Annotated in this window: 12 protein-coding genes; 2 read left to right on the forward strand and 10 right to left on the reverse strand. The window is 40.7% G+C overall.

Translation table 11 applies throughout. The features are described from left to right. Positions 1–27 precede the first annotated feature (27 nt). The gene (gene xseB / locus ABFX33_RS11485; protein ID WP_346086189.1) at positions 28–255 is read left to right on the forward strand and encodes an exodeoxyribonuclease VII small subunit; all 228 of its coding nucleotides are present in this window, start codon (positions 28–30) and stop codon (positions 253–255) included. Here xseB and ABFX33_RS11490 read toward each other — a convergent pair. From ABFX33_RS11490 to ABFX33_RS11520, 7 genes are all read right to left on the reverse strand, one after another. Then, positions 252–896: an MgtC/SapB family protein gene (locus ABFX33_RS11490; protein ID WP_257095867.1), complete on the reverse strand. Its 645-nt coding sequence runs from the start codon at positions 894–896 to the stop codon at positions 252–254. The genes xseB and ABFX33_RS11490 overlap by 4 nt on opposite strands. 167 nt (positions 897–1,063) lie before the next feature. Then, positions 1,064–1,777: a pirin family protein gene (locus ABFX33_RS11495; RefSeq protein WP_346086190.1), complete on the reverse strand. Its 714-nt coding sequence runs from the start codon at positions 1,775–1,777 to the stop codon at positions 1,064–1,066. A gap of 97 nt (positions 1,778–1,874) precedes the next feature. Beyond that, a complete protein-coding gene (locus ABFX33_RS11500) occupies positions 1,875–2,621 on the reverse strand; it encodes an aspartate/glutamate racemase family protein (RefSeq protein WP_257095868.1) in 747 nt (248 codons plus the stop codon). A gap of 59 nt (positions 2,622–2,680) precedes the next feature. Continuing rightward, positions 2,681–3,664, reverse strand: a complete 984-nt coding sequence (locus ABFX33_RS11505) for a DUF4973 domain-containing protein (RefSeq protein ID WP_120261227.1) — start codon at positions 3,662–3,664, stop codon at positions 2,681–2,683. A 15-nt stretch (positions 3,665–3,679) separates the two neighbouring features. After that, positions 3,680–5,737, reverse strand: coding sequence for a RagB/SusD family nutrient uptake outer membrane protein (locus tag ABFX33_RS11510; RefSeq protein WP_346086191.1), 2,058 nt, complete (start codon positions 5,735–5,737; stop codon positions 3,680–3,682). Positions 5,738–5,749: 12 nt separating this feature from the next. After that, on the reverse strand, positions 5,750–8,911 hold the full coding sequence (locus tag ABFX33_RS11515; protein ID WP_346086192.1) for a SusC/RagA family TonB-linked outer membrane protein: 3,162 nt from the start codon (positions 8,909–8,911) through the stop codon (positions 5,750–5,752). Positions 8,912–8,922: 11 nt separating this feature from the next. Next, complete coding sequence (locus ABFX33_RS11520) at positions 8,923–10,380, reverse strand: IPT/TIG domain-containing protein (RefSeq protein WP_257095878.1); 1,458 nt, start codon at positions 10,378–10,380, stop codon at positions 8,923–8,925. A 985-nt stretch (positions 10,381–11,365) separates the two neighbouring features. Between ABFX33_RS11520 and ABFX33_RS11525 the strand changes: the two genes are divergently transcribed. Next, complete coding sequence (locus ABFX33_RS11525) at positions 11,366–12,025, forward strand: DUF6266 family protein (protein WP_346086193.1); 660 nt, start codon at positions 11,366–11,368, stop codon at positions 12,023–12,025. 383 nt (positions 12,026–12,408) lie between these two features. On the opposite strand, the gene ABFX33_RS11530 is transcribed toward ABFX33_RS11525, so the two are convergent. The 3 genes from ABFX33_RS11530 to ABFX33_RS11540 form a co-directional block, all read right to left on the reverse strand. Next, entirely contained in the window at positions 12,409–12,957 is a 549-nt protein-coding gene (locus ABFX33_RS11530; protein ID WP_346086194.1) for a hypothetical protein, read from the reverse strand. Between the two features lie 98 nt (positions 12,958–13,055). Then, entirely contained in the window at positions 13,056–13,496 is a 441-nt protein-coding gene (locus tag ABFX33_RS11535) for a hypothetical protein (protein ID WP_346086195.1), read from the reverse strand. A 235-nt stretch (positions 13,497–13,731) separates the two neighbouring features. Beyond that, positions 13,732–14,292: a hypothetical protein gene (locus ABFX33_RS11540; protein ID WP_346086196.1), complete on the reverse strand. Its 561-nt coding sequence runs from the start codon at positions 14,290–14,292 to the stop codon at positions 13,732–13,734. Between the last annotated feature and the right edge of the window lie 2 nt (positions 14,293–14,294).

Genomic DNA, 14,294 nt, shown 5'->3' on the forward strand with positions numbered 1-14,294 from the left:
GTGAACAATTTAAAGAGATACCATACAATGGAACAAAAATATACATATACCGATGCCTTCAATGAATTACAAACGATTGTAAAAGAAATTGAGAATGGAACAACAAATATTGATGAACTTGCAGAGAAAATCAAACGTGCATCTGATCTCATTGAGGTATGTCGGACAAAATTGACCGCAACCGAAGACGAAGTGAATCAGTTGTTGCAAAAGATCTCGCCTGTACAAGATTCAGAGTCTGGCTCCCCCTCCTAATATTGATATGCAACAATTTGTTTATCCCTTCGCAAAACTTTAACGAGCTCTTTATGTTGATTTATGTTGCCTGTCAATCGCCAGGTAGTGTTTAGACTTTCCTTATTATACCGTTGATTTACGATTGTTGCTTTAAACCCCATCTGTCTGATCAATTGCTCTGTATGTTCAAAATCTGCTTCAGATAAGGTCTGGAGCTCATAGTCTTTAATTTTATGGTAATTATCAATATAAGTCTGTAAATAGGTCAACAACCCCAAAATCACTAAAACCAACCCTACACCGATAAAGGCTAAAAAAATATTCCCTGTGCCGACACACATTCCCAGAGATGCGGTTGCCCATATCGTTGTTGCTGTTGTAATTCCGCTAACTTTATTATCTTCTTTAAAGATTACTCCAGCCCCTAAAAAACCAATTCCTGTAATAATATTAGCTGCTAGTCGATCTGGATTTCCAACACCTATCTTCAATGAGATAATAGTAAAAAGGCAGGAGCCAAAACTCACCAGTATAAAAGTCCGTAATCCAGCAGATTTATTACGGTATTCGCGTTCGACGCCAATCAACAGCCCAATCAGCACGGATAACATAATCAGTAAGACATCCCTACCCTCAAAAGCATGTAATAAATTTTCCATGGGTTTTACTTCTATTCCTACTCCAATTTACAAAAAATAAGGAGTCCCTTTTACAGAACTCCTTATTTTTATAGTAGATCTTTATATTTCTTTTTTTCATGTATCCCTAGTCTAGCCGAACAATAAATCAAGCATTACCAAATCATGAAAGGTGTAGGCTTCCAGCACTAAAACATTGGAACTTCAATAAGTAACAGCTTTGCATTGTACTCGGCCTTAATCTCAATGTTATCCAACTCATAGATGCCGATGGCATCTCTTCGCGATAATATTTCGTCCGCTACCTGTACCTTACCCTCTAATACAAAAAGATAAATTCCGTTTCTTTCAGAATGAACTGTATACGGGATTGTATTCCCTTCATCCAAGTCCACAATATTGAAATATGCATCTTGATGAATATGAACCGCATCTGAATCGGAAACATCAGGGGACACAATGGTTACAAACTTATTATGACGGTCCAAATGAAGGTAAGACTTCTGGTCATAACCAGGAGTAAGATTCATTTCTTGAGGTATTATCCAGATCTGAAGAAACTTAACAAGCTCCTTCTGGTCGCCATTAAACTCCGAATGCTTTACTCCTTTGCCTGCAGACATAATTTGCACATCTCCGGTTTCAATGTTTCGGACATTGCCCAGACTGTCCTGATGGGAAAGTACTCCCTCCAAAGGTATGCTCACAATCTCCATATTGTCATGAGAATGGCGACCAAAGCCTTGCCCCCCTTCAACCTGATCATCGTTTAATACGCGTAAAGCCCCGAAGTTTACTTTTTCTGGATCAAAATATTGCCCAAAACTGAATGAGTGGGCACTTTTCAACCAACCAAAATCAACATGGCCACGATCGTTTTCTCGGTGTATGATCTTTTGCATCTGTTCCTCCCTGTTACATAAATAACTACTAATCAGAAGACAAAACTCATACCAACAAGCATTTCTCTAGAAAATCTGCCAATTTGACAAAGCAGCACTAAAGTGCTTTGAGTTTTCCAGGAGCAACCGTTTGAATCAGCGCTCGGGCAAGAATACGATTGGGATCGATTACAACCATTCCGTTATGATCTTTTTCGGGAATGGCCAACGGCAATTCGGCACATCCCAAAATAATCACCTGAGCACCTTGTTTTTTCAAGTCATCCATCGCCATTAGTAAATCTTCTCTTGCCTTATTGGCTATGGGTACCGGTTGTGCCTTAATACCATAATCTTTATCGTAAATAGCATTGTTTACCTTTTCCTTCTCTGCCCCTTCAGGTTCCACAATAGGAAATCCCTTTTTCATAAAAGCTTCTCGATACTGACTATAGGCTTGTTCACCCGCTGTCGATAACACACCTATTGTACTCTCTGGATAATTTTCATGAACAAAGCGCACTGTTTCATGGACAATATGAAGCAACTTCAGTTCATTCCCTAAACGTGCCATCTCATCCTGAATAACTGAAAAAATCGGTTCTGCATGCGCTGTATTCGACGGAATTGCCGCAATCGTTGCCCCAGCCTGTTCCAGTTGTTTTAAAATCATCGCTATTGCCTTTCCTGGATTCTCCTTCGATTTATCCAATAAATATGCGGAACGATCTGGAATCAAATTAGGGCAGGAAAACAATAACAGTGGCAAGTGTTCCTGATCGGAACTTGCCACTGTTTCATCTATAATTTTCTTGGCTATATCCAAGCCTGCATAAGGACCTAGGCCACCTACTATACCAATCATAACTACTATTTTTATACCTTATGATATAACCAATAGCTCGCCGAATGGTTTGATAAAGTTTACCATTCAATGGCTTGATCCTCATCTGGAATCTGTGTATTGAGCTGACGCTCCAAGATCAATGAACCAGAAACCTTGAATTTGATCGCCGTAGTAGAAACAAGCGTATAATCGGTAAATTCATAATCCACATTATTGATTGTGATATAACGATGCAATAAATAAGGACGGACGGCGTCCATCTGTTCTGAAACAGTATAACTTGCATCTTTTTTAACAACGAATTTCATATTTGGATTTACGGCACGAAAGCTTACCCCACCCTTGTCATTGAATGTTGCAAAAACCTGATAATTCTTCCGGTCCTTTCGCTCTTCATCTATATTACCCGCATAAAAGAAGATCGTATTCTCATCGACAACATAACTTTTGATTTGACTTTTTACGATCGGGGTTTCATTTTCATGTCCTTCCATAACAACCTTCAGGGCTGTCCCGCTATAGGTCCCGGAGTAATTGTTAAAAGGGTTGATGCGTAATAGTGCTTTTTTATAATGCTTTCGGGGATTGACCTTATATTTAGCCCCTGGATCATCCAAAATAGTCAAGGGAAGCACCCATTTTTCGGTCATATCAATACCCTTCAATGTAAAATCAATGGCCATTAATCCGGTATTTTCCCCAGACTTGATATCCACCGCTGATGGAATCGCAAAAAAGTTCGTACTGAGCTGTTTGTAATAAAAATCCGTCCTCGTTTGGAATCGCTCGTAATTCAGCACGCCCAATGTATCAGCATCCACTCCAACCTTGACCGAAAGATTATTATCGTTGGTTGTCGATCCGCTGACTTCCAGCGGCTGCATAAAGGTTGTCTTTTGCCCATCCTTGTAACGAACATAGATATTCGCGACACCCTCACTTTCCAAGGGAGCCTTAAAAGAAATGTAATGTTCGAATTGTTCCTCTTTCCATTCATCATTACAAGAGCTGCAGACAGCAAGTAAAGTGAGGAACAACAATTGTATATATGACTTGTTCATAAAATGCATATTTGGTTAATCATTATAAGTCCATCCAGGATTTTGAGTCAAATTCTTATTGCGCTTAAGTTCGGTATGGCTAATCGGCCAAAACCACATTTTGTCGGCAAAGGTTGTCTTTAAGGTCCAGATCGCGACGGGCTGATAGAAAAGGTCACGTTCCTCTACGTTCATCAAAACGTTACAGCCATACACCGGCAATGCTTCTTCAACAGGCGCATCCATCCAACGGCGTAAATCATAGTAGCGCTGGCCTTCGCCCATAAGCTCAATAAAGCGCTCCCTTTTCAATGTTTTGCGCAGTTCATTCTTATTCCCATATATACTGGCCGAATAATCAGGCACACCTCCGCGGATGCGGACAGGATGGATACCCTTTTTCATTTCGGCAATGTCACGGCTGATCGAGTAACTTGCTCCACGCCAAGAAGGAATCGTATACGAACCGCTTAATTCATTTAGCGCCTCAGCATACATCAACAATACATCTGCATAACGGATGGCTGGCTCCGCCTTAGGAATAATACGAGAGCCAACTCCACCTTCATAAGTATCACTGGGATGAACAAACTTCTTAACTCCGAAACCCGTACGCAACCAATAGCCATTCGCTGAATTAAAGCCGTTTCCTTTCGGGTCAGCGCTATAATAGAAGATTTGTTTATTGCGGTTTTCCTCTTTTGTTTCATTAAGCAGTGTCCAAAAACTTCCGCTATAAGCCACCGAAGCATAGAATCTCGGTTCTCGGTTTGCATATTGCAAGGACACACCGGGACGCAATGGTCTGTATTTATTGTTGTCATAATTTTCCTGGGTCACAAAACCACTGACACGATTTGAACCATTTCCACGGCCGATTTCTTTATCCTTTCCCGGTACATCCGTACCGTCATTCATATAGTAGGCGTCCACTAGCTTCTGTGTCAGTCCATGCGTATTCCATCCCGTTGCTGAACGCGGCAGTTGGTGGATGACCATTTGGTCGATACCTTCATTCGGCTGGTTGTTACCTCGGGTAAATATTAACTCCGGATTACCCGAAGCAGTCAATGTCCCATTAAAGACCTCTGCATATGATTTGGCAGGATCAATGTCCGCCCAACCTCCTGGCCAGCTTTTATCCGAAAAATTATGATCCTGAGGAGGTCTAACTGTTGCATCATCACCCGTTTCCTGAAAAGGTGCGGTGTACAGCCGATATACCCCCAGTTCGATGACATCGCGTGCAGCAGCTGCAGCCTTCGCCCATTTCTCTTCTTTATAATCGGCAGACAACAGACGTTTCATCTGCTTGTCTACCAACCGGGCAGCGTAACCTGAATTATTCCCATTGGCCAAGGGACTTGCAGCATACAGGAGCACCTTAGCCCTCGCTGCCAATGCTGCCCCCACAGAAGGGCGGCTAGAACCATCCTGTCCACGTCTCATCCCAAGGGCTTCCATTTCTTTTGCGGCTGTTAATAGTTCGTTGCTGATGAATTCAGCACACTCATCATAGGTGTTTCGCGCAATAGCCAGTTCTTCGTAACTATCTGTATAATCCAGACCTTCATCGGGCAGTATCGGAATTGGTCCATATTTACGGAGCAATAACCAGTAGAGGTAAGCCCGCGCAAAACGTGCCTGCCCCCGATAATCTACGATTTCGGCCTCGGACATCTCCGTATTCATGTAGATATTATGGATAAAGGTCGAAGCATTCCGAATCCCGCGATACGATTGAGTCCATGTACCCTGTTTATCCGTTTCGGTATACAAACCCATTTTAAACATATTATAGGACAGTTCATTTTTTGATGGATCATAATCCTTGTCCCGATCACCATAATACATATCATCCGCGAAGCAGTGCGGTGTCAGGCCTTTACTGGCGACATCAGCATTTTCACCTTTAAACTCTTCAAATACATGAGCCAGCCATTTCTCCGAATACAGCTTGCTTTTAAATGTTTTTTCCAAGGTGATCCGATCTTTAAAATATTGGTCGGATTTTAAGTAATCCTTTTTACAGGATGAGATCACATTCGTGCCCAAAACGAGCATCAACGCAATATATAATGTCTTTCTTTGCATCTTTTTCTAATTTTATAGGTTAATATTGATGCCAAATGTAAATGACTTAGGTAAGGGATAATCCTCACCCCTTGGTGTTGCCAGCTCCGGATCCCAAAGTTTGAATTTTGACCAGGTCAATAAATTTGAGCCAACGAGGAATAGGCGAATACTATTGGCCTTGATCCGATTGGTCAGGTGTTTTGGCAGTGTATATCCAATATCCAGGGTTTTCAAACGAAGATATTGTCCGTTTTTTAACCAAAATGTTGACTCTCTGAAATTATTAATATTGTCTCCAAAACTTAAACGTGGATAAGATGCATTTGGGTTTTCGGTCGACGGATCGCCTGATATGTCGGCAGAAATCCAACGATTATCGCCCATGACACCTTTCATTACCTGCCCCCATTCGCCCTCACGAAAGGCTTGCACCGTTTTTCCATAAATCGAAAAAGTAGACTTCCCTGATCCTTGGAAATGGACACTAAGGTCAAATCCCCGCCAACTCACTGAAGCACCTACACCATAAACCAAATTAGGTCTCCGCGTTGCTCCTATGGCCACCCGGTCACCATCATCCACTATGCCATCTCCATTGACATCTTTATATTTTATATCTCCGGGCTGATAATTGGGGGGATTATTATCAAACTGTTGTTTCGGGCTATTGCGAATATCATCGTAATCTTTAAACAAGCCTAAAGCGATCAATCCTATAGACTGATCCACACGATAGCCTTTTTGATTTTGATAACCATATACGTTATTTTCCTCATCAATTGCCGTAATTTCGTTCTTACTATAGGTGATATTGCTACGTGCTGTAAGGTTCAATTCACCGATCTTCTGTTTATATTCCAAGCGTCCGTCGAAACCACGTGATTTTACGCCACCCACATTAGCTCTGGGAATACTCTCCAAACCAACCATGCTTGGCAAAAATCTTCGTTCCATATAAATGCCGGTACGTTTTTCATCAAAAAAATCAAAGTTGGCGACAATTTTATCACGAAATAAAGCGATATCCAAACCCAGGTTATTTTTGGTAGCCATTTCCCACGTTACGTAGGGCGAAGCCACCTGACTATAGCGAATACCGCCATAGGGACGATCTAGGCCGTAGTCAGCCCATTGATAACCCCCTGCGGGAATCCGCTGACCATTACTATCCAGAATCAGGTTACCCCTATCATCTCTACGCCAGATTTCCTCAATCGTATACAAATACGGAAAACGTTCGTTGTTATCACCTATTTTAAGTTGGTCATTTCCCACCTTACCCCAGGAGTAACGTACTTTAAGCAAATTCAGCCAAGGAACATTATTCTTGACAAAAGGCTCCTCGGAGATATTCCATGCTGCCGCTACAGCAGGGAAAAAGCCATACTGTTGTCCCATGGCAAAGTTTTCCGAACCCGTATAACCGAAATTAAAATCAGCAACATAACGCGACTTCCAATTATAGGTTAATCTTCCCGCTAATGCCTGGTTACGTCGTGATACACCATTTTTGATATCATTGCCCAAATCAACTGTTTTGGTAAAAGCATCTCTTGTAAAACGTGCTACTGCTCCCAAATTATGGTCTCCAATTTTGCGATCATAATTAAACATGACATCATAAAACTCCCGTCTATTTCCTTCAGAATACCCCCCTTGTTCCATTTCTCTGGGATTAGCCTTATGCGTAAAAATCAGATTTCCATTCTCATCACGCGCACGTTCGGCATGCCATAATTCAGGCAATTTAATACGCGTGATATTGTTATTATTATAGGTATCAAAACCGACAATCCCTCTAAGCCTTAAACCTTTGGTAATAAAATCAAAGTTCTGTTCTATTGTGACATCGGTCTGCACTTTGTTTTGCCAATTTTCATTGAATCCCGACTGTGTTGACATGACCCATGGATTGATCTTATTGCCATCTCCTATTGTTGGTACGCGGCCGTTGGAATACAGTACTGGTGTACTGATCGGAGAATATCCAAAAAAAGAACCCCACAGATCCTGATCACCCAGGCCCGGGCTATTCCGTTTGTCCAACGATCCCGCGACGCCAACTTTCAATACGGTGCTTTTGGTCACATTGATATCTGCATTCAAACGGTAATTCCAACGTTTATAATTAGCATTTGTGTTGTAATCGTTGCGCAGTGTCTCATCTGTTTTATACATACCCCCCTCATCTATATAGCTTCCCGACACGAAATAACGCGTTGTAGCCCCGCCTCCAGTCATGTTGAGGTTTGCCCGGTAGGTCATGGCACCATCTTTCAACAATAGATCTTTCCAGTTGACATTGGGATAAAGATCTGGGTCCAATCCTAAACGCAAGATTTCTAATTCTTCAGGACGATAAATAGGTTCAAAATTTCGTGTGATCCGGGCCTCATTTAGTAGGTTAGCATAAGTTACACCATCCTCAAATTCAGGCGTAATTGTACGTGTATTATAAATCGTCTCGTCTTTAAAATTGATATTAATTTTCCCCTCTTTCCCGCGTTTAGTTGTGATCAGGATAACGCCATTTGCACCTCTAGAACCATAAATTGCGGTCATCGCTGCATCTTTAAGCACTGTAAATGTTTCAATATCTTCGATATTTATATCATTGATATCGCGCTCGACATTGTCTACTAAAACCAAAGCGGCACTACCGCCACCGAAGGTAGAAATACCACGTATCCAAAACTCGGAGATATTTCTACCGGGCTGACCAGACTGCATCATCGCCATTACTCCTGGTACATTTCCAGCAAGTGCATTCGTTATACTTGAAGTCGGGTTGGCTTTCATCGTTTCTACATCGACTCCACTTGCAGCTCCTGTCAATGTCAGCTTCTTTTGAGTTCCCGTACCTGTTACCACCACCTCATCCAATACACTGGTCTCCGATTCTTTCAAGCTCACATTAATGATATGTGAATCTTTCACAAGTACTTCCTGTTTTTGGTAGCCAACAGAAGAGAACACAAGTGTTTTGTAACGCTCTACCTTTATCTTATAGTTACCTTTGCTATCCGTGGTCGTCCCTAGACCGGGGGTATCTTTCACAGCGATGCTGACACCGACCAGTGGGGATTTCTGAGTATCAACAATGACACCTGATACTTCAACAATTTCTTGTGCGAACACACTCCAGCTGAAACTGAGAAGCGCCATACATGTTAGTAATATTTTATTCATCATCTTATCACAGGTTAATCTTGGTCATTTTCATCCATTTCTTCCAGTGCGATCTTACGAATTCGCCTATTCTCCCGGTCTCCGATATAAAAAGCTTGTTCTTTTTCATTATAGGCAATACCTGATGGTCGATCAAAACGAGCATCTGCCCTTAGATCTCCATTAACATAACCGTAAGGATTAGTATTCAGGCTTGAACTACCTCTGCCGGCAAAAGTTGTTACAGCACCTTCAGGCGTAAGCATACGAATGGCATGATTCATAAGGTCTGTAAAATAAAAATCATAGACGTCAGGCTTACCTGCTTCCACATAGGCTTGATTTTTGACAAACACCCCTTGGTAGGGCTGATTGACACGGGCTGAGGATCCGACCCCATCTTTATAGCCAGATTCACGGACTTTACCGCAAACTAAGTAGGGTTGGTTAAACCGCTTTTTATCCCAATTGTAGTCCGCACGCATAATATAACCTTGGTTAATCACCAAAATATACGCGTAGTTTCCAGTCGGATGAATCAAGGCCCGATATTCCCATTCCGGATCCTGAATCACATATAACTGCTCAGCTTTTACCGTTTTATCCGTGAAATACTGATTGAGATCAAACCGGAAGAACTCTCCCTTCGCATAACTGTTAAAATACATTTCTCCATTAACCGGGTGAATGGAGGCCCCATTACATTGTCTACTTTTGGTCAGTACTTCTTTATCGAGAAAGCTCTTTGCACGGGAAAACAATAGGGTAGACTCATCATTCTCTCCGCCCCGATCTTGCGCCACAATCATATATTTGCCATCTACCGAAAAATCTACACTACGTGGACGGTTAAAATCGGAGCGCTTTTTGGTAATCGTGCTATCTTCAAAATTAACCAGATAAAGGCCATTATTGTCATCAAATGTCACCCACAGATGTTTGGGATTCGCGGGGTCAAACTTCATAAAAGAGGAGAGCCAAAAACCGCTGGCCATTTTGTTTTGGTCAGCATCTTTAAACTTGCCATCTTTCCAAGGTTCGTCACCGCGGGCATTCCTGTAGCCGGCGAGTGTGGATACCACCAGCTTACGTTTATAGTCAAACTTTGCTTCAGCCCGGCCGATGACAGGTTTCTCGGCTCCGCCAACACGCACTTCGATATTGCCCTCGAAAGCCTGTTTGGGGACTAGGCAATACAATGACTCACCTAAAGCATTAATAACGATTGCTTGTTGTCCACCTATAAGCACAGTAACATTCTTCGGATCATTTCCGAAATTTTGCCCATAAATAATTAAGCGTTGTCCCATACCACCCGATTTTGGGTTGAAATCAGACACGACGACTGGTTTTGTAGGATCAAAAGGCTTAGATTCTCCAATAATTGCTGTTGTATCGTTCTTGCAGGCCCAAAGACCAAGGGTGAGAATCATAAAGACCCAGAGTCTACCAAATCGGTACAAGGCTCTACTCGCTACTTGTTTTCTTCTCATAAGTTATTAATTGGTTAGAATTTATTTCAAATACTCTTTTCAGTATCCCCGTAGATCGCTTCTGGATATTTTATCTTAGGCTCTCTCCTTGAAGGCATCTCAGGGGTTTAATTAATTTTCTTGGTATCATAATTTTAGGACGAACGAATCAATGCCCGCCCTTTTGAAGGGCAAACTCCTTTTAAAAATTTACACATAATTGATTATTTAAAATTAAAGCTAAATGGTATTAGCTTTTGACAGCTAAAAAAGACTTTATTGCAATAGCTTCAAAGTCTTCCTAATTTATTTAAATTACTTTTCTATTATTTTCTATTTCCCTTTTTCAAATTCCGAACATGGCACGGCTTGATGTTTTATTGGAAACTTCCCTGTTCCCCGTTTAATAGTTACTTCAAACCATTCTACTGATCATTCGCATTGTACTGTCTGTTTCGTTCAAAAAAATTGTTGGATAGTTCTTAAATTTTGGTTTCTAATACTTCTCTAAGATGTTCTGCTTTATAATTGATTACTCAAAAGTAGGGAACGTAAAATTTTTGAGACTATCGAATTATCTCAATAATCTGCGTATTTGTATCAAACCAAAACATCCATAACACAATAATCTATAAACTAGCTTATTAAGAATTTATTTTTTCTATACAACGCATCAGCGAGTTGATATTTAGTCCTTGAAAAGTAGATTTATTTCGTTTCGGCCCAGTTGAGATCTTGGATCCTTTTCTTTATGAATGTTAGTTTCTTTTGTCGATACTTTTAGGGACAACACACTGGGATCAACTAGTGATCAAATTTGATCTTTTCACAGTATTTGTTCAGTGCTCGTTCAGTGTTTGCTCAGTGATCGCTCAGTATAGATTGAATAACCAATGACTGATCAATGTCTAAACATTGATTGAAAATTGTTATTAGATATAATCTGGTATTAGGATGTTCCAGCTTTAATGCTTATCTTGACTATTAGTTTTATAATCAGTTAGTTATGGCAATCATCAAAAATGGCGTAAATGGAACTGTTTCTGGGAAGGCAGGTTCCGTTGTGTTTGTGTTAACAAAAACAGGAAATTATGTACGTTCTCTCCCGCGCGTTAAAAAACGAGCGCCTACACCTGAACAGCTGCTCAGTAGAACACGCTTCAAAATTGTGAGGTCGCATATTAGCCTATTAAATGCCGTCATCAATCTTGGTTATAAGGCGTACAGCTATCCTAAGCGGGCATACGATGTCGCCATGTCTTATAATCTGAACGAAGCACTTATCAAGAAAGAAGACGGTTTTGTAGTTGACTGGCAGAAATTTATGATTGCCAAAGGAAGCCCCAACCCCATCACCTCCTACGCGATGGATTTCGATCAAGAAAACCAAATGCTCAAGGTTACCTGGGAATATGATGCCTATCTGGAAAAGAAGTTTGACACAGGGTCTTACGATTCCTTGTTAATCCTCTATAGTGCAGAAGATAATGGGGCTGAATTTCCACTTTTGATGAACGAATCGAAAAATAGCTTGACATCTGGTAAACAGGATGTTAATATTCCAGAACATACAAAGGAAGCGACTTATGAAGTGTATATATTTTTTGTAAAGAGTTATGGTGGAGGTAATACAGACAGTCTGCATTTAGGCAAGATAAAGGTTTGAGCGGTACCATATTAAAAAACCTACAAATTTACTATTTTGCAGGTTTTCTTTTGTAGTCTGTAGGGGGATATAAAACATTGCATTATAATAATGTAAAGCAACATTTTTTATAATGGTAGTCTTCTTTGGGTTTCTTTATCCGGACAGAATGATTAACATTCTTGCGTAAAGGTATGGGTATCGTGCAAAATCTTCACTATGGACAGCGACTTGGAAAACAACCCGAGATAATCAAAGCATTACCATCTTACCGGTGCATGGAAATAATAGCCAGTATTTCTGGCCTAACATTAATTCGTATAGCTCAAAATATATGCATATGGAAAGATTAGAGATTTTAGTATTATAAAATATAAATTCTGTCAAAAGCAATAAATGTAATCCTAATTGTATGGCGCTGCAAACTCACCATCTGTTACTTTCAAAAAGGAACTTCCATTCCTAAGGAGACCGGAAAACTTTCCTTTTACACCCCATCTACTTAAGCTTGTAATGGTGAGTGTGAAATAGGTGCCGTCGCTCCGCCCGCCCATATGACAGTCGGTATCTACGTGAGCTCCTGCATCCCAGCGTTGTACACAATACTGGCCGTCGAGTTCCAACGATGTGTTCCCATTCACGGAATAGGTCGTTTCCTTTGCTCCATCGGGAAGCACCAAAGAAATATCAAAACTAGGCGATTTATCGATATCGTTCGTTTCCCATCCTGCGATCACAACAAAATGGATCTTATTCCAATCTGCCGGTTGACTATTCGCATTGACAGCGAAATTAAACTTACGTTCTTTACCATTGATTTTGCATATTAAAAAACTTTCCTCGTTAATTCCTGTTGGCTTACCATCATTTTTACTACAAGCGACCAGAAGCAGTATCCCTATGGCTAGCATAAACTGGGATCTGCCCTTAACAAAATTTAATATCGCTACCATCACATATAGGTATTTATCATTGTTGAGATGTACATTTTGTTCGATTATAGGTTTGCCTGCTTGGAAATACCAGACAGGCAAAATCTAAAATAATAGGCCTAATGTAAGCGAAAACTAATAGCATCGTCCTCCACTTCTTCAATAGACTCTTTGGTAACAATTCCATTGGCTTTTTTCAAAATTTCCTTGAGAAGATCCGAAGAAGTTGTTGAATGCATAACCGTAATTTTGGAACCGTCTTTGTTGAACTTTGAAGTTGCAGACGCAACTCCGCTACAGCCTTCAATACGAGCTTGTAGATCTTGCAGCTTGGCATAATCAATGCCTGAAATGCTGATAACAGTTTTTTGGTCGGATTTTTCTTTTTTGCCAAAAAGCTTACCTAGTTTTCCAGCCGTTTTCCCTGCACGGTCAGTTTGATTTGACGCTTTTTCAGTTTTGTTCAGCAATTTGTCGACCTTATCAAAAATGTCTTGTGCCCGAGCGCTGTGAAGACTAGCACTTAACATCATAACCAATAAACATTTGAGTGTATTCATAATTTACATTTTTTATCTTGCCTACTCTAGAAGCAGTTTTCGGCCTCCCTGCTAGAATACTAGCGTTATAATTCAGGAATAAAAATGGAAACAAACCGTTGATTATCGAAAACTGTTCAACAGGTTGGCCAAAATATTTAGTGCCCAAGGTATTTTATTCAATAATTTTGTATCCAGGCATTAAGAATACTTTACTTGACTGTGTGGGGGGATAACGTAAATAACAAAAAGAAATCTAGCGTGCCCGGCTCATATCCACAGGCATATAGAATTTGCCCGCGGCAAGTTTTATTATTTTCCCATTGGCATTTTTGACTGGACATTCAAATGTGCCACGGATCTCTTCATTTGTAAAAGACACTACGCTGATCCTACCGATAGGCCCCTGCTCACCAGCACTATAAACGTCTTCATTCTCGTCTTCCGCATTCATATCTACCCAATATATTACGGAATTGAAGCCCCCCGACGAGCCGGTCGAATAGACTCCAGCTTTTTTTTGAAAAGGTTGGATCAGGAGGTCTATTCCTCCAAATTTTTTTAGATCGATCGTTGAAATTCTCCACCGGCCACTCACTAACAATTGATTGCCAAACCCTTCTGTAAATACAACCTGGGCTTTCATACCGAGAAGCTTATCATTCTCAGCTTTTTTTTCTGTACCGTCAATATTTACTGTAAAGTAATACGGGCTGGCTGAATTGCCGGAATTGTCATTGCTTTTAGAGCAGCCACTAACAAGAAGAACTGCCAAAAATAGGCTATTAAAAAAATACGATTTGCGAGCGTTTTTCATGC

The organism is Sphingobacterium ginsenosidimutans (assembly GCF_039536865.1).
GTDB classification, from domain to species: Bacteria; Bacteroidota; Bacteroidia; order Sphingobacteriales; family Sphingobacteriaceae; genus Sphingobacterium; species Sphingobacterium detergens.

What these genes read in the sequence shown, in the direction of transcription:
- ABFX33_RS11490 (WP_257095867.1), bottom strand. Translation starts at nt 896, where the DNA reads ATGGAAAATTTATTACATGCTTTTGAGGGTAGGGATGTCTTACTGATT.
- ABFX33_RS11495 (WP_346086190.1), bottom strand. Translation starts at nt 1,777, where the DNA reads ATGCAAAAGATCATACACCGAGAAAACGATCGTGGCCATGTTGATTTT.
- ABFX33_RS11540 (WP_346086196.1), bottom strand. Translation starts at nt 14,292, where the DNA reads ATGAAAAACGCTCGCAAATCGTATTTTTTTAATAGCCTATTTTTGGCA.
- ABFX33_RS11535 (WP_346086195.1), bottom strand. Translation starts at nt 13,496, where the DNA reads ATGAATACACTCAAATGTTTATTGGTTATGATGTTAAGTGCTAGTCTT.
- ABFX33_RS11510 (WP_346086191.1), bottom strand. Translation starts at nt 5,737, where the DNA reads ATGCAAAGAAAGACATTATATATTGCGTTGATGCTCGTTTTGGGCACG.
- xseB (WP_346086189.1), top strand. Translation starts at nt 28, where the DNA reads ATGGAACAAAAATATACATATACCGATGCCTTCAATGAATTACAAACG.
- ABFX33_RS11530 (WP_346086194.1), bottom strand. Translation starts at nt 12,957, where the DNA reads ATGGTAGCGATATTAAATTTTGTTAAGGGCAGATCCCAGTTTATGCTA.
- ABFX33_RS11505 (WP_120261227.1), bottom strand. Translation starts at nt 3,664, where the DNA reads ATGAACAAGTCATATATACAATTGTTGTTCCTCACTTTACTTGCTGTC.
- ABFX33_RS11515 (WP_346086192.1), bottom strand. Translation starts at nt 8,911, where the DNA reads ATGATGAATAAAATATTACTAACATGTATGGCGCTTCTCAGTTTCAGC.
- ABFX33_RS11500 (WP_257095868.1), bottom strand. Translation starts at nt 2,621, where the DNA reads ATGATTGGTATAGTAGGTGGCCTAGGTCCTTATGCAGGCTTGGATATA.
- ABFX33_RS11525 (WP_346086193.1), top strand. Translation starts at nt 11,366, where the DNA reads ATGGCAATCATCAAAAATGGCGTAAATGGAACTGTTTCTGGGAAGGCA.
- ABFX33_RS11520 (WP_257095878.1), bottom strand. Translation starts at nt 10,380, where the DNA reads ATGAGAAGAAAACAAGTAGCGAGTAGAGCCTTGTACCGATTTGGTAGA.